The organism is Eubacterium sp. An11, assembly GCF_002161065.1.
Classification (GTDB): Bacteria; Bacillota; Clostridia; order Lachnospirales; family Lachnospiraceae; genus Anaerobutyricum; species Anaerobutyricum faecale.
On sequence record NZ_NFLV01000036.1, the window covers coordinates 1 to 15,290 of the forward strand.

The window sequence follows — 15,290 nt, forward strand, 5'->3', positions numbered from 1 at the left end:
CCGGCCTTCTGAATTTCTTTGGAACTACAGATGAAATTCAGGAGGAATCAACATATGAATGAAAAACATACCTATTCGGGAGATCGGACAAAGAACCATTTTACGGCATACTTACTGGAGTTTATCAAAGGGCGCAGGAGCAGTTACCTGGATAAAAAGATCCGGACGGAGAAGGACTCCTTCTTAATGGAGGAAATTACGGAGATTGAAGAACGGATCACGTTTGAAGAAATGAGGGAGAACCAGGAACGGGAACGGATTCTGCTCAAAGAGGCTGCAGGTGAGTTCCCGGAGTGGGACGAACTCTCAGATGAAAAACTTGTGAAATCGATGCTGTTGCTCAATGAGAAAGAACGGAAGCTGATCTATCTTCATGTATTTGAGGAGCGCTCATTTAAAAAGATTGGCGAGATGACCGGGATGACAGCAGAGCGATGCAAGGATGCGTACTTCTATGCAATCCGTAAAATACGCAAAAGATTGGGGGATAAATAAGATGAGCTTTGATGAATTATTATTCCGGGCAAAAGCTGGGGACATGGATGCGAAGGCAGAAATCTTTGCAATGTACAGGCCGCTGTTGATTAAGTATTCATTGGTGAACAGAAGATTTGATGAAGATCTGTACCAGGAGCTGGCAGTGGAGCTGATGAAGTGCATCCGGTATTTCCGGGATGTGGAGTAATTAAGAAGGGACCGGACGGCGTAAGCTGCCCGGTCTTCATAATAATGAAGAAAATGCGATCAAAAACGATACATTTTTTCGAGCTATTTTACGATGACTTAATCTTTAGAACAGGTGGTACTAACTCTTTTCTAAATTTCTCAGTCGCCGGTATTCTAGCGGCGACAATCCATACTGTTTTTTGAATACAGCTGCAAATTTCCCTTGATTGGAGTAGCCAACCTGGCTTGCGTACCATAAATTGATACAATGCACCCAAATTGCGTGAATGGGTGCATTTCAAATTTACCTATAAAGTTCTTGTTTTCGCTCCTGCGGTTGGCAGGGGCCTTTTTTAATGGCAAAAGAAAAGCACATCTTTCCCGTTGTGGGAGCGATGTGCTTCAAATGGCATCCATCAGTTCAAGAAGGATTTGCTTTTGCCTATCTGTCAGGGTACTCCATTTTGAAAAGAGTTTCTGTTGCTCTTCGGTCAATTGCGCTTCTTCACCCTCGGCAAAGAACTGAGTCAGAGTGATACCAAATGCCCTGCAAACTGCCTCCAGAGTTGGCAGCGTTGGTGCGTTATTTCTATTGAACATATTTGTGACAGTAGAATGGGAAAGCTTGGCTTCCTTTGCCAGACGGTAGTCTGTCCATTTCCGTTCTTCCATCAATTCTCTGATTCGTTTCTGCGTATCCATATCACCACCTACCTATCTGTATCTATTCTAAGTCCCAGAATGGTGGTATAATAGTCACAATCGTGCGAGCTGTGAAATCAGCGTAGCTGATTTCCCCTGGCGAGCGGAGAAAACTCTGCAAGCCTTGGTAAGCTGATAACAATACAGTAGGAAAATCCTATCAGGTAAGGTCTAGCCAACCGCCTGTACCGAGTCCTTGGAGCCGAAGCGGTAACGTCAGGCTTAAGCGTAGGACAGGGAGCAGCAGAGCCGAAACGAAAGTGAAGTGATTGAGCTGGGAAATTATTATGAGGTTGGATATGGTCGATGTGATGATTGACACAGCAGACAACACTGCCAAGACCGGTATGGCGAGGTCATGGCGGCATCCCCCAGTCTGAGAGCTTGGCGAGGCTGATGATAAGTATGTTATCGGAACAGCTGAGATCCTGTCATTTCCTCTGAAAGAGGTATGGAAACCAAAACAAAGAAATGCGTCAGGAATCCAAAGGAATGGCAGGAAGTCCGACACAGCCATAGTATCGTAGAAGTCTGTGAAAGCAGATGGAGAAAAGGGCTGTGCACTTTATAGCTTCAAGTGATAAGAACTGTGCAGACGAAAGAGAGCTGATGAACATGGTGAACGAGTTGCTTGGAATACAGTACAATATCGCGAAAGCGAACAGAACTGACAGAAAGGTTCAAAATCTTGCGTCATATATCAATGAGGACACTTTGAAAGCAATCCATAAAACGATGGATAAAAGAAAAGCGTATGGAATTGATAAAGTGACAAAAGAAGATTATGAACGGAGTCTGGAGGAAAATCTGGCGAATCTTGTAAAGCGGATGAAAAGCGGAAGCTACCGTCCGAAACCAATAAGACGAGTCTATATTCCGAAAGAAACAAAAGGCAAAATGAGACCGCTGGGAATTTCCTGCTATGAGGATAAGCTGGTGGAAAATGCGATTGCACAGATACTGGAGTAGATTTATGAACCGAAGTTTTATAATGAGAGCTTTGGGTTTCGCCCAAACAGGAACTGTCATCAGGCAGTAAGGGAAATCATAGAGATGGTACAGTATCGGAAGACGAATTATGTGGTAGAAGCAGATATCAGAGGGTTCTTTGATAATGTAGACCACGGATGGCTGATGAAGATGCTGTCACATGACATAGCTGACAAGAGATTTCCTGAGATAATCGAGAAATTCCTGAAAGCGGGAATCATGGAAAACGGCAAATTTCTGGACAGCGAACGGGGAACCCCACAGGGAAACGGAGCCAGTCCAATACTTGCAAATGTCTATCTGCATTATGTACTGGATAACTGGTTTGATGTAATCGTAAAGAGACAGTGCAAGGGCGAATGCTATCTAATTCGTTATTGTGATGATTTTGTCTGCTGTTTTCAGAGTCAATATGAAGCGGAAGTATTCAAGCAGAGGCTAGAAGAACGCTTCAGGAAATATGGACTGGAACTGGCGGAAGAAAAGACGAAGATTTTAGAATTCGGGAGGTTTGCCAGGCGGAACCGAAAAACAAGAGGGGAAAGAAAACCAGATACCTTTGACTTTCTTGGTTTCACGTTTTATTGCGGAATGGACGGAAAGAAGGAGTTTTTCCGTTGTAGGGTAAAGACCAGCAAGAAGAAATTCCGCAGCAAGATTAAGGCGATAAAAGAATGGATCAAGACCCATAGAACAATGGCATTGGAACAGATATTTAAAACGGTCAATGCAAAACTACGAGGACACTATCAGTATTATGGGGTGACCGACAATACGAGGGAAGTGAAAAAATTCTTGATGCAGACAAAATGGCTATTGTTCAAGTGGCTCAATCGGAGAAGCCAGAGAAGAAGTTATACTCTGGATACGTTCTTTAATGGGTTACTCAGGACATTTCCATTGCTTGAACCAAGTATTAAGGTGAGTTTGTTTTATAGATAGAGTACGAAATATAGAGTGAAAAGCCGTATGCGTTAATAGCGCACGTACGGTTTTGTGTAGGGATATGGGGAGTAATCCCCATATCTACTAAAGGGTAGCTATCATACTTCCTAAAAGGGACTTATACAGTTATAGTATTGTAGATGATGGAAATGCTATTCACAAAAGACTGGAGGTAGAATAATGCAGGAGCATATTTTTGAAAGAATGGCAAGAGAGCGAAACATTTCAGTTGAGGAAATGCGGGCAATAATTTCCGATAGAATTGAAAAGGGGTGGAATGATAAAGATCCGGTCAAACGGGAGCAATGGAGAAAAATTCCCTGTGCTGGAGAGATACCAACACCGGATGAATGGTTGAGCTATGTGATAAAGAAGATAAAAGATGATGGTCAAGGGAACTTATTAAGGAAATACTTAGTTTGGTAGTTACATTTGAATGCCATACACCAGATTGGAGAGGTGGGACAGCTCATGCAGAGCGTGGCTGTCAGCGGAAGCGTATGTCGGCGCTCTCAGATATTCCGGCTTTGCGCCAATGAAGTCGCCTACTGCTGTCACCAGCTGCTTGCGGCGTACACCTGTCACATTATAGGCGGCCTTGATGCCTTCCGGTTCATTTCCCTCCGTTGCAAGTCTGCTGGGATCTTTTGCCGGGATTTCACCGTCCTGCGGGTTGTCCTCCGGTGCGGCCTCTGTTTCCGGCTCGGTAGTCTCCACAGCCATAACCTCTGCGCTTTCCTGCGAGGCGGCTTTGGCTGCGGCCTTCGCCGCCCGGCTTACTCTGGTGCGGGCCTCCGGGAATACCTCCGGCAGTACGCCTTCCTCATAGTGGATTTCAAAGGTGATCTTCCCGTCCATGTGTACGTTGAAATGGAAGTCGGTCATTTCCACCTCTTTGAGCATATCCGGCAGCTCAATATTCTTGTATCGTTTTACTTCCTCGCCGTTTACCATAAGGCAAACCGGAACCGCGTCTCTCAGTTTCGCTGTGATTTTTCCTGTTTTCATTATCATTTCCACCTTTCATTTTTCTGCTTGGGCTTGTGCCTCGTGTGAGTCACAGCTTACACACCACGGGTGGAAATGCAAGGCTTTTCAAATAGAAAGTTTAATCATTTTTAGAAATTAAAGCGAATGGACGCCATGCTACCCCGCATGATGGAGACGGCGGGCGTCACCGAGGAACTGAAAGCCCTCGACCCCATGCGCTGGGTGGGCTGATGAACATGATGAAAGCGCAAGCGGAGGAAATTATACAATCCGAGTTGATAATTCAATAATAGGGTGAACGCCAGAGATTGTTCTCTGGCGCTCATTTCTACTTTCGTTGTGAGACTTTTCTATACTCCAATGGCAATAAGCCCGTACTCTTCCGAAATAACTCTGCGAATCTACTCGCGCTTGTATATCCAACGCTTTGTGCGACTTGACCAATAGATAAATCTGTTTTCGCTAAAAGGGTTTCTGCCTGACTCATTCGCCGTTGCTGTATGTATTCTGTAATTGTGCATCCATGATATTCTTTGAAAGCTGTCTGAAGTTTTCTGGCACTCATGCAAGATATACGCACGATCTGTTCTAAAGGAATATCCTGAATACAGTGATCGTTGAGATACAGTGTTAGGTTTTCTAATTGCTGAACATCCTGAACGGATAGTTTTTTTCGGACTTCTTTTCTTTGCTGTTGTAAGCGGCTCCATTCTACAATAAGTGAGATAGCTTCGGCCACTTTCCCTTCATAAAACAAGCCCGCAGAAATGCCGCTGCCTTTGTATGCCTCTACTTGTTTTAATAGGCGGGACATTTCAGGAAAATCCGCTGTCTGTCCAACGGCTTCAAATGCTTTGAGAGGATTTGCATATTCATCAGGATACTGCTCTTTTAAGTAATCCTCATAATAAGCAGGCATTATTTCAATTCCAACAGTACGGATCGGAATTTTTTTATGTATGAGAACTTTGTATGTGGAATAGCCGCCAATAAAACTTTTCACACTCCCAGCTTCTAACCGGCGATAAGGGGATAATTCCTCACCGGAGATAGAGTCAAACTGCATGATGCTTAAACACTCTGGCCAGTTAAAATCCAGAATAGTGTCTTCGTTGAGATAGAAGTCGTGGATTTTGATGTCGAAAAGGTCCTGTCTGTTATAAATCCAGAATGTTCCTGTCCCAATTTTGTCATTTAGCTGCCAGGTGGTTCCGACCTCACAATAGTCCAGACTATTCGGAGCCGGTGTAAAACCCCGTTCCGCAAATTGTGTTACATAAAAATCTTCAATCTTATTCTTCATAACGCATTTCGCTCCTTTGCCACGATAGCGCAAACTTATATCTTGATAACGCAAACATCCTTCCAAGCTATTGTAAGAAGGATGTGAATAGAGTATCTTTGATTTGTGGTTAGCAGCTCCTAACCTAAATATAACATAAGAAATGGGGAGCGTCAAGGCAACGCTTCTCTGAAAAGGAGGATTTGGATATGTCTGTGCAATCATCGTATCTGAACAAGAAAGGTCTTACAGTCAAGGACCTTGTAACTATTGGTATTTTTACTGCACTATTTTTCGTGTTTGAGCTTATCGGCTCCCTTCCGTTTGCTCCAAACCCTGCGCTTACTTTCTATCAGCCGTTTGGGATTGCCCTGCTCTGCGGACCTGTGTATCTTCTGATGGTAGCAAAAGTACCAAAGCGTGGTGGTATTGTCGTTTTGGGCATTATCAATGGTATTATCTGGTATGTACTCGGAATGCACTGGGCAATGGATTTGGGATATGTCGTCATGGGCATCGTAGCTGAAATCGTCGCAGGTGCTAAAGGTTATCGAAACATCAAGTGGAATATTGCTTCTTTTTCTCTATTCTGCCTTGGGCCTGCCGGTGTATTTTTGGCTTATTTCGCCGATCCTGCTGCGTGGGCTGAAACAATGCTGAACAACGGAACTTCGCAGGAATACATTGACATGATGACTGCTTCTGCACCTGCGGGAATGTTGCCGGTTATCCTTTTGGGAACTATCATACTGGGAATTATCAGCGGCCTTGTAGGAAAGAAATTGCTCAAAAAGCAGTTTGAAAAAGCGGGGATTACCGCATGAGCAATGGGGAAAAACGCAGGGGGCTTTGGATAGACCCCCGCACAAAAATTCTGCTGTTGCTCTTATGTGTCCTGTCGGCAACGATGGCTCCGTCCCTTCTTTATGAAATGCTTGTCGTTGCGCTGGTAGCCTGCTTTGGAACTGCCTGTGGGAAAATACGCTACTCCATTATTGGGATTATTGTCTATGGAGTTTTCTACTTGTTGACACAGGCGGTGTTGCAGATGCCGTCCGGCAATGTACAGGTAATGTTGATTGCTTTCCTGGGGCTGGTTCATAAGGTTTATCCTTGTGGCATTTTGTCCGGCATTATCATTTCAACGACAAAAGTGGGGGAATTTCTCTCTGCCATGAACCGAAGCCATATTTCACAGAAGATTGTAATTCCTGTTGCGGTCATGCTGCGCTATGTACCTACAATTCGGGAGGACTGGCATTTTATCAAAGACGCTATGCGGATGCGGGATGTATCACCTAATCTCAAAAATTTTATATTACATCCGGCTATGACAATCGAGTGTATCTATGTTCCGCTGATGATGGCTGCATCCAAAACAGCAGATGAATTGACGGTCGCATCTGTAACAAGAGGAATTGAAAATCCCACACAAAGGACTTCGTATGTAAGGATTGGCTTTGGCATAGCCGACCTCATACTTGTCCTTGCCTTCCTTGCCATGTTTCTTGTGGGGCAATTCTACGGGGAGGTGTTTTGAATGATTGAACTGAAAAACATAACTTTCTCATACGAGAGACGGGAGCAAGGCGGTTTGCGGAATATTAACCTGACTGTCAAAAATGGAGAGTGCATCCTGCTGTGCGGGCGAAGCGGCTGCGGAAAAACAACAATCACTCGACTTGTAAACGGACTCATCCCCCGATTTTATGACGGAGAATTAACAGGCCAGGTTGTGATTGATGGCAAAGATATTGCTGACCTGACTATGTATGAAATATCAGAAAAGGTAGGAAGCGTATTCCAAAACCCGCGCACACAATTTTTCAATACTGACAGTGACAGCGAAATTGCGTTTGGCCTTGAAAATCAAGGAATGCCAACGGAGGAATTGCGCCAAAGAGTAGAAACCACAGCGGCGGATTTAGAAATCCAGTCACTGCGTAATCGTTCCCTACATGCATTGTCCGGCGGCGAAAAGCAGAAAGTTGCGTTCGCCTCAGTTTATGCTATGAACCCGGACATTTACTTGCTGGACGAGCCATCCTCTAATCTGGATATGGATGCCATACAAGATTTAAGAAAGCATCTGAAACTTGTTAAGCAACAGGGAAAGACAATTTTAATCGCTGAACATCGACTCTATTATTTGATGGATGTTGCGGATCGGATTGTCTACATGGAGCAGGGGCAAATCGCCGGGATTTATACGCCAGAGCAATTCAGGGCTATTGAAAAAGACGAGCGGAAACGCATGGGACTCCGGGCTGTGGATCTCCATGAAGTACATCCGCAATTCACAAGGCCAGGCGCGACAGAGAACAAAATCCTGAAATTGCAGGATGTGGGCTTGTATTATAAGAAACAGGCCATTGTGGAACATATCAACCTTTCAGCAGGAATTGGAGAAGTCATCGGTGTTGTCGGCCATAATGGTGCAGGAAAGACGACTCTTTCCCGTACTCTGTGCGGACTGCATAAAGAAGCCAGTGGACAATTCCTGTGGAATGAAAAAGCACAAGACAGGAAAGAAAGGCTGCGCCGCTCCTACATGGTCATGCAGGATGTCAACTTTGAATTATTTGCTGATAGTGTAGAAGCGGAATGCTCCTTTGGTATCCGCAATCCAGACAAATCGCTAATTGAAACAACAATGGATAGCCTGGGCTTATTACCCTATCGCACCCATCATCCGAACACACTCAGCGGGGGACAAAAGCAGAGGGTGGCGGTTGCTGTCAGCATGATTTGTGGAAAAGAGCTTTTGGTATTTGATGAACCCACAAGCGGTTTGGATTTCGATAGTATGGAGCAGGTTGCGTTGCTGATCCAAAAGCTTTCTGCTATGGGGAAAGTAATTTTTGTCGTAACCCACGATTATGAATTTGTCTGCCGTACCTGTTCCCGCGTTCTTCATATTGACCACGGAGAGCAGTGCGATGATCTTCCGTTGGTTCCGGATAATGAAGAAAATCTAAAAAAGCTATTTTCTATATAGCCGTTGAATGGATATGAAAGGAGTGAGTTTATGCAGAAGGAGAAAAAGAGCAGTTCAATCAGGCTCTTGCTCCAATGGGCTGGAAAAGAAAAATATTGGATGTATCTGGCGGTCATCCTATCCTTTTTCAGTGGAATTTGTACCATGATCCCTTATTACGGGATTTACAGTCTGATGAGTGCTGTCTATACAGGAACCTGTACCACAGAATTTGTTATTCGGGATGCTGGCATAATCGCTGGCGGTATCGTTATCCGGTTTTTATTGTTTGGTGCATCTGGTGTGGCATCTCACAAAGGGGCCTATCGTGCATTGCTGAAGGTGCGCTGTATGGTGATCGACCACATGGCAAAAGTACCTCTTGGTGCGCTGAATGAACGCAGCACCGGCGAGATTAAAACGGTTCTGAATGAGGACATTGAAAAGCTGGAACTGTTTCTGGCTCACAATGTGCCTGAATTGATCTGTTACCTTATAGGGCCGGTGGTGGTGTTTATTTACCTTCTGACTGTCAATGTGCCTTTGGCATTGGTATCGCTGGTGCCTTTGATATTGGCGCTATTCGTCATGTGCGGGATGTTTATGGGAGCATCCAGCATGATGGGGCGTGCCAACCAATCTGTTGCTAATCTGAACTCCGTAATGGTGGAGTATATCAGCGGTATGAAGCTGATAAAAGCCTATAACATGGGAAGTAAATCTTTTCAGAAATTTTCTGCTGCTGTAAAAGAGGAAAATGATGTTTGGAATGAAATGTCTAAACGGATGGGGCCATTTTACGCTTCTTTTATCGTTGTGATTGAGTGCGGGATGCTGTTGCTGGTGCCGCTGGGCGGTATGTTTTTCCTGAATGGTTCCATTACAGCCAGTGTATTCCTGTTGTTTGCTTTTGTCGGTTCTATGTACCTGACGGAGATCCGTCCTTTGCAGGAAATATCCAGCAATATGGCGCAGGTACTTAAGGCGGTTACAAAAACAGAGGAAATTTTAGAGCTGCCGATTTATGAGGGTGGCAGTGATTTTCCCCAGGCACATGACATTGAACTGCGGAATGTACGGTTTTCTTACGATGGTAAGGTAAATGTTCTGGAACATTGTAATCTAAAAGTCAAAAATGGAGAGCGTATGGCTCTGGTAGGTCGCTCTGGCGCAGGAAAAAGCACTGTGATTGAATTGATTTCCCGTTTTTACGATGTGCAGGAAGGCGAGGTACTGATAGGCGGTAAGAATGTCAAGGAGATCAACTACGAAACACTTTTGCAGAATATAGCGATTGTATTCCAAAAGACCTTTCTTACCCGTGACAGCGTGTTTGAAAATATCCGTATGGGCAGCAATGCCACTCTGGAAGAAGTGCGGGCTGCCGCAAAAGAAGCTCAGATTGATGATTTTATCATGTCTTTACCAGACGGTTACGATACGAAGGTGGGGAGTTTCGGTTCCCGCTTCTCCGGCGGCGAAAAGCAGCGGATTGCAATAGCGCGTGCTATCTTGAAAAATGCACCTATTCTGATTTTAGACGAGGCTACAAGTGCTGCAGACCCCGAAAATCAGGTGGAGATTGATAAGGCTATTGAAAACCTGTGCAAAGGCAAGACGGTAATCGTTGTTGCTCACCGTTTGGGGGCCTTGAAAATGTGCAATCGGGTAGCCGTTGTCGAAAATCACACGATTACAAGTGTAGGAACACATGATGAAGTCCGGCAGGATAATGCTTATTACAATCAGGCATGGACAGACTATGAAACGGCCCGCAATATTACTTATCAGTTGGAAGGAGGTGCAGATCATGCGTGAAAAGCCATTAAAGAAAAATAGCCGGTTTTATCTTGGTATGGTTCTAAATGTTGTGGAAGGTATGCTGTCCGGTTTTAACTTTCTGCTCCTTTATGAAGCAATGAAAATACTGTGGAATGGTACAATCAACTCGCCCTCTCTGCTCCGGCTTTCTCTGTTTTTAGGCGGCATTTTCATTCTGCGTATTGTGATTTACAGCGTTGGTTATACACAAAGTCAGATCGGTGGTGCAGCGGTCAGCAACCGTACCCGGCTATTCCTGGGAGATAAAATAAAGCGCATACCTCTGTCCAGATTTACGCAAGGCCAGACTGGACAATACATCAACATCGTTACCAGCGATGTCAACAACTATGAAAAAATCCTCACCCATACGGTCGGGGACATTGTTAAGCACATCACCTTTTGTACCATGATGATTATTTTTGTGGGCTGTATCTGGCTGCCGGGAGGCATCATCCTTGCCTGCGTCGAATTGGTTTTAATTCCGTTCCTTTGGCTCTCTTTTCGGGTTGTCCGCAAGTATGGTACAGAGAAAAATGCCGTCAGCGCCGAAACGGTCAGCAGTATTGTGGAATATGCCACGGGCATTCAGACCTTTCGAGCCTATGGTATTGGCGGAACAAAAAATGAGACGGTAACATCTACTCTAAAACATTTCAGTGATGTGAGCTACAACTATGAGAAACATGGTATTCCGACAAATGCAATACAATGTATCTTTCTGTGGATCGGACTACCTGTAATGATATGGGCGGCTTCTATCCCTATGCTGTCCGGAAAACTGGACCCGATTTCCTATTTGTTGATTTGTATGCTGCCCATGCTGCTTGCAAAACTTTCGGACTCCATCTCCCGTGGCCTGATGAGTTACAAAAACTTGAAAATCTCCAAAGATAAAGTTGTAGACATTATTGAAGAACCAGAGGAAACCGGCAGTATGGAGCCGCTTCATACTGCCACACATGAAATCACCTTCGACAATGTGGACTTCTCGTATGTACCTGGAGAGCCGGTGCTGAAACACGCCACCTTTACGGTGCCAGACCAGAAGCTCACGGCCATTGTCGGGGACTCCGGTTCCGGTAAATCCACCATTCTGAACCTGATTGCAAAATACTACGAGACGAATGGGGGAACTATTTTCATCGGAGGCAAACCAATCAACCATGTGGCTGCCGAGCGCGTGCTGGAACAAATCTCTATGGTAGACCAGGATGTATTTCTCTTTGATGATACCATTCGTGAGAACATCCGGCACGCCCGCCCCAACGCCACGGACGAGGAAATCGAGGCTGCCTGCCGGGAGGCTAATTGTGACGGCTTCATCCGCAAGATGGAAAAGGGATACGATACGCCGACCGGCGAAAACGGAAACCTTCTCTCTGGCGGTGAGCGCCAGAGAATTTCAATCGCCCGCGCTATTCTGAAAAATAGCCCGATCCTGCTTTTGGATGAGGCAACAGCATCCCTTGACATCGAGAACGAGCTGGCAGTTAAGCAGGCCATAGACAATCTTCTGAAAGAGAAAAAGACTGTGGTAATGATTGCTCATACCCTTTCCATCGTCAAAAATGCAGATCAAATCCTTGTGGTATCTGACGGAAAGATTGCTGAAGCCGGTACTCACGATGAATTGCTGGCTAAAGGCGGAAAGTATGCGGCCATGTGGAACGCCGAACAAAAATTATCTGCATAAGGGAGGTCGTAATGAAACTTCACGAATCTGGAGAAGATTATCTGGAGGCTATCTTTGTCCTGCAGCAGAAAAAAGGAATGGTTCGCTCTGTTGATGTGTCGCAGCATCTGGGTGTGAAAAAGCCCAGTGTATGCCACGCGGTTTCTATTTTGGAGCGAGGCGGCCTCCTGGTTAAAGATGAGGACCATTTCCTTCACTTAACTGAAAAAGGCCGGGAGACGGCTGAGGCAATCTATGAAAGGCACTGCTATTTTAAAAACTGGCTGATTGAGGCAGGTGTGGAGGATGCCACAGCGGAACAGGAAGCCTGCAGGATTGAGCATGACATCAGTGAGCAGAGCTTCCAGAAATTGAAGAGATGGAAGGAGCTGGGACATTCTGAAGAAACAAATGGTGATTGAATTTCCAGAGGAGCGGCTGCCGGAGATCTGCAGCTTCAAGAGAAAACTCCAGACTTTGGAAGGTGTAAAAATCTACATGGAGCCGCAGCAGATCCGATATCCGGGATTTTTTCTGGATACGCTCCAACGTAAGGTTATGGTGGAGGAAAAAGAGGTGCCTCTGACTGCCAGGGAATTTGACATCCTTGCAGTCATGGCCCGGCATCCGGGACGTGTGTATACCTATGCTCAGATCTGTCGCATGATCTATGGAGAAACGGATGTCGGGGAAGAAATGTACAGTAGTGCCTACTGTCTGATCAGCAGCCTGCGGAAGAAGCTGGAGAAGGAACCACGGCACCCCCGGTATCTTGATACCGTATATGGTGTCGGGTATCGGTTTGAGATTGCATAATATAATAATCGTTATAGCCATCAAGGGGCGCTGTTTTTTACACAGCGTCCCTTGAGTTCTTCATAAGATATTTACTACAGTTTCTATTATGAGAATGGTATGGTCGAGCCATGATAACCATCCACATGAAGCGGGAGGACTGTAGCTCCGGCTTCTATTTTTTTGATCTGCACGTCATGAGATAATCCCAGGACAGCGCAGCCACACGAAACCTTTTCAATGACTGACTGGCCCGATGCCAGGTCAACGATTGCATGGCCGTTCATTGTTCCAATCCGTGTATTTCCATTCAAGCTCAGAATACGGGAGTTGTCCTGCATGGTATGGATCTGGCTATCCCTATATACATGACGAATAAGTGAAATATCTTTCATCTTATGGACAACTGCATTCTCGCACAAATTAGAGATCATAGCATGGTCATCCAGGCATTGGATCTGAGCGTTTCCCTGCACATTCTTAATGAAAGAGTTCCCTGTGATGATCTCTGCCTGAGCATGATCCTCTATGGTATCTATGACAGAATCAAAACAGTAGATTTCTGCATCTCCACATACGCTTTCCACCTCACAGTGATATAAGATATGTTTACCGTTGCTGATCAGCTTGATTGTCTCATTTGCCCGCAGGTATTTCTTCTGCCAATCTTTCAGTGCGGCGATTAACCGTTGCTGGATAGGTTTGTTCTTCCATAAAGGTCTGTCCAGCCAGGAATCGGGGGTGAACATAGAAAAGTTCATTTCCTCCTGCTTCGGGCTGATCCACCATTTCCAACAATATGGATGCAATCTAAAAATAATGGGATAGGTGCCGTCCTTAATATATCCGGCATCGGCTGAAGATGCCAGAATATCCTGTACCCCTTTATCCCCTCTTGCTGTTGCGTAACCTTCATTTTCAAATAATACAATACTAAATCCATTCTTTTCTCCTTTTTTGTGGGTGTTCCTCCGGAAATTTAATTCAATCCTCCTCTCCTGCTTTCAGGCATAAAAAAAGAGAATGATGCCGGATGCTCATTCTCAAACTTCGTACAGAGATCTCTGCAAAATAAAAAGCCAGAAGGTACTGCCCTGGTGGCAGAATATCCCTCTGACTGATTACAAACCTAAACAGCATATCCTTTTCCGGATAAACACAATTAATGATTACAGATTTAGTATACAACTATATGTGGAATAAAGCAATGAAAAATATCAATATATAGTATTTGCGGTTTCGGTGTAAGTTTACATTCCTCTATTTGCAAAAACCAGAGGTCATTGTATAATGAAAAAGGTGACAAATACGAAGTGATGGAGCAGATGGATTATGAAGAAACTGATTGTTTATGGTACTCAGTATGGTACGACAAAACGATACGCAGAGAAATTTTCCGAAATCATGGATCTTCCATGTATAAGCTATGAAGAGGTAAAAGCACTGTCAGGCTATGATGTAGTCATACATTTTGGCGGCTTGTATGCAGGCGGTGTCAAAGGCTTGAAGGCAACCATCAAGGCATTGCCGGAAAATACGAGGCTGATCATCGTTACCGTGGGATTAGCCGATGTAAGCGATGAGGAAAATATAAATAATATAAGACGATCCATACGCAGACAAGTGCCTGCCCGGGTAATGGATAATACAATGATGTTCCATTTACGGGGCGGCATCGATTACAAGAAATTAAATTTCAAGCATAAAACTATGATGACGCTTTTATATAATAAGGCGAGAAAACTTCCGGAAGAAAAGAAAAACGCTGAAGACAGGGCGATGATAGAAACCTTTAATTCAACAGTAGACTTTGTTGATTACCATGCTCTGGATCAAATTGTAGAGGCGATAAAGTAAGGCAATCCTGAAACGAGATATTTTCAATGGCTTTTGATGGAGAAATGGAATCGTAACGAGAGTAGCGCACGGCGTATAAATATATAATCAGGTCACAGAGGTAGAATGGTAAAATTACTGTTCTACTTTTTCTTTTTCTATTGACAACTGTTTTTGTGTGTTTTATACTGTACTTGTAATAACATAACACCAAAGAACGGAATGGTGGTGGGAATTTGGAGATAGTCGTAAGCAATAAGGCAAGCCGGCCTTTATACGAGCAGATAGCGTCACAAATTAAAGCTGCGATCATGAGCGGTGAGTTAAAAGCTGGCGAAGCAATTCCGTCTGTAAGGTCATTAGCAAAATCATTGCATATTAGTATTTTAACGGTTCAAAAGGCATATACCACATTGCAGGAAGATGGCTTTATTGAAACAACCGCAGGAAAGGGATGTTTTGTTTCTGTCCAAAATCAAGATTTCTATCTGGAAGAGCAGCAGAAAAAAATAGAGGAACATTTCAGCGAAGCAATCGAGATTGCCCGCACAAGCGGTATATCGCTTAATAAATTGGTTGATCTGCTGACACTACTGTATGAGGAGGAGTGA

General features: G+C 44.5%; 20 protein-coding genes and 1 pseudogene. 15 read left to right on the forward strand and 6 right to left on the reverse strand.

Going from position 1 to position 15,290, the window contains the following annotated elements; all coding sequences use genetic code 11:
* The first annotated feature begins 54 nt into the window (after positions 1–54).
* A complete protein-coding gene (locus tag B5E53_RS16525; RefSeq protein ID WP_087276057.1) occupies positions 55–495 on the forward strand; it encodes a sigma factor-like helix-turn-helix DNA-binding protein in 441 nt (146 codons plus the stop codon).
* A 1-nt stretch (position 496) separates the two neighbouring features.
* Positions 497–685 carry a helix-turn-helix domain-containing protein gene (locus B5E53_RS16530; protein ID WP_054353185.1) on the forward strand — a complete coding sequence of 63 codons (189 nt, stop codon included), beginning with the start codon at positions 497–499 and terminating at the stop codon, positions 683–685.
* Between the two features lie 120 nt (positions 686–805).
* On the opposite strand, the gene B5E53_RS18945 is transcribed toward B5E53_RS16530, so the two are convergent.
* Together B5E53_RS18945 and B5E53_RS16535 are read right to left on the reverse strand one after the other, a co-directional pair.
* Entirely contained in the window at positions 806–940 is a 135-nt protein-coding gene (locus tag B5E53_RS18945) for an AraC family transcriptional regulator (RefSeq protein ID WP_343215678.1), read from the reverse strand.
* A 128-nt stretch (positions 941–1,068) separates the two neighbouring features.
* The gene (locus tag B5E53_RS16535; RefSeq protein ID WP_204245539.1) at positions 1,069–1,368 is read right to left on the reverse strand and encodes a helix-turn-helix transcriptional regulator; all 300 of its coding nucleotides are present in this window, start codon (positions 1,366–1,368) and stop codon (positions 1,069–1,071) included.
* Positions 1,369–1,983: 615 nt separating this feature from the next.
* Between B5E53_RS16535 and B5E53_RS19570 the strand changes: the two genes are divergently transcribed.
* The 3 genes from B5E53_RS19570 (at position 1,984) to B5E53_RS16545 (ending at position 3,729) form a co-directional block, all read left to right on the forward strand.
* The gene (locus tag B5E53_RS19570) at positions 1,984–2,337 is read left to right on the forward strand and encodes an RNA-directed DNA polymerase (RefSeq protein WP_204245540.1); all 354 of its coding nucleotides are present in this window, start codon (positions 1,984–1,986) and stop codon (positions 2,335–2,337) included.
* On the forward strand, positions 2,338–3,300 hold the full coding sequence (locus B5E53_RS19575) for a reverse transcriptase domain-containing protein (protein WP_242963799.1): 963 nt from the start codon (positions 2,338–2,340) through the stop codon (positions 3,298–3,300).
* Positions 3,301–3,483: 183 nt separating this feature from the next.
* Entirely contained in the window at positions 3,484–3,729 is a 246-nt protein-coding gene (locus B5E53_RS16545; RefSeq protein WP_087276060.1) for a hypothetical protein, read from the forward strand.
* Here the strand turns inward: B5E53_RS16545 and B5E53_RS16550 are convergent, their stop codons facing one another.
* The gene (locus tag B5E53_RS16550) at positions 3,730–4,311 is read right to left on the reverse strand and encodes a hypothetical protein (RefSeq protein WP_087317061.1); all 582 of its coding nucleotides are present in this window, start codon (positions 4,309–4,311) and stop codon (positions 3,730–3,732) included. It lies immediately after the preceding gene.
* Positions 4,312–4,431: 120 nt separating this feature from the next.
* Between B5E53_RS16550 and B5E53_RS19850 the strand changes: the two are divergent.
* Positions 4,432–4,583: pseudogene (locus B5E53_RS19850) on the forward strand (TnpV protein); the annotation flags it as partial.
* A 38-nt stretch (positions 4,584–4,621) separates the two neighbouring features.
* Here B5E53_RS19850 and B5E53_RS16560 read toward each other — a convergent pair.
* Entirely contained in the window at positions 4,622–5,596 is a 975-nt protein-coding gene (locus B5E53_RS16560) for an AraC family transcriptional regulator (protein ID WP_087317063.1), read from the reverse strand.
* A gap of 188 nt (positions 5,597–5,784) precedes the next feature.
* Between B5E53_RS16560 and B5E53_RS16565 the strand changes: the two genes are divergently transcribed.
* The 7 genes from B5E53_RS16565 to B5E53_RS16595 are packed head-to-tail and all read left to right on the forward strand — an operon-like array spanning position 5,785 to position 12,864.
* Entirely contained in the window at positions 5,785–6,399 is a 615-nt protein-coding gene (locus B5E53_RS16565) for an MptD family putative ECF transporter S component (protein WP_087317065.1), read from the forward strand.
* On the forward strand, positions 6,396–7,115 hold the full coding sequence (locus B5E53_RS16570; RefSeq protein WP_087317066.1) for an energy-coupling factor transporter transmembrane component T: 720 nt from the start codon (positions 6,396–6,398) through the stop codon (positions 7,113–7,115). Before B5E53_RS16565 ends, B5E53_RS16570 begins: the two co-directional genes overlap by 4 nt.
* Positions 7,116–8,573 (forward strand): ABC transporter ATP-binding protein, encoded by a 1,458-nt coding sequence (locus B5E53_RS16575; RefSeq protein WP_087317068.1) that lies wholly within the window; start codon positions 7,116–7,118, stop codon positions 8,571–8,573.
* Between the two features lie 30 nt (positions 8,574–8,603).
* The gene (locus tag B5E53_RS16580; protein ID WP_087282419.1) at positions 8,604–10,370 is read left to right on the forward strand and encodes an ABC transporter ATP-binding protein; all 1,767 of its coding nucleotides are present in this window, start codon (positions 8,604–8,606) and stop codon (positions 10,368–10,370) included.
* Positions 10,363–12,069: an ABC transporter ATP-binding protein gene (locus B5E53_RS16585; RefSeq protein WP_087317070.1), complete on the forward strand. Its 1,707-nt coding sequence runs from the start codon at positions 10,363–10,365 to the stop codon at positions 12,067–12,069. Before B5E53_RS16580 ends, B5E53_RS16585 begins: the two co-directional genes overlap by 8 nt.
* Positions 12,070–12,080: 11 nt before the next feature.
* Positions 12,081–12,470 (forward strand): metal-dependent transcriptional regulator, encoded by a 390-nt coding sequence (locus tag B5E53_RS16590; RefSeq protein ID WP_087282416.1) that lies wholly within the window; start codon positions 12,081–12,083, stop codon positions 12,468–12,470.
* The gene (locus B5E53_RS16595; RefSeq protein WP_087282415.1) at positions 12,460–12,864 is read left to right on the forward strand and encodes a winged helix-turn-helix domain-containing protein; all 405 of its coding nucleotides are present in this window, start codon (positions 12,460–12,462) and stop codon (positions 12,862–12,864) included. Before B5E53_RS16590 ends, B5E53_RS16595 begins: the two co-directional genes overlap by 11 nt.
* Positions 12,865–12,950: 86 nt before the next feature.
* Here the strand turns inward: B5E53_RS16595 and B5E53_RS16600 are convergent, their stop codons facing one another.
* Positions 12,951–13,592: a hypothetical protein gene (locus tag B5E53_RS16600; protein ID WP_140401523.1), complete on the reverse strand. Its 642-nt coding sequence runs from the start codon at positions 13,590–13,592 to the stop codon at positions 12,951–12,953.
* 8 nt (positions 13,593–13,600) lie between these two features.
* Entirely contained in the window at positions 13,601–13,786 is a 186-nt protein-coding gene (locus B5E53_RS16605; protein ID WP_087282411.1) for a hypothetical protein, read from the reverse strand.
* A gap of 389 nt (positions 13,787–14,175) precedes the next feature.
* Here B5E53_RS16605 and B5E53_RS16610 point away from each other — a divergent pair, with 389 nt between their 5' ends.
* Entirely contained in the window at positions 14,176–14,700 is a 525-nt protein-coding gene (locus B5E53_RS16610; RefSeq protein ID WP_087282409.1) for a flavodoxin domain-containing protein, read from the forward strand.
* Between the two features lie 215 nt (positions 14,701–14,915).
* A complete protein-coding gene (locus tag B5E53_RS16615) occupies positions 14,916–15,290 on the forward strand; it encodes a GntR family transcriptional regulator (protein ID WP_087282408.1) in 375 nt (124 codons plus the stop codon).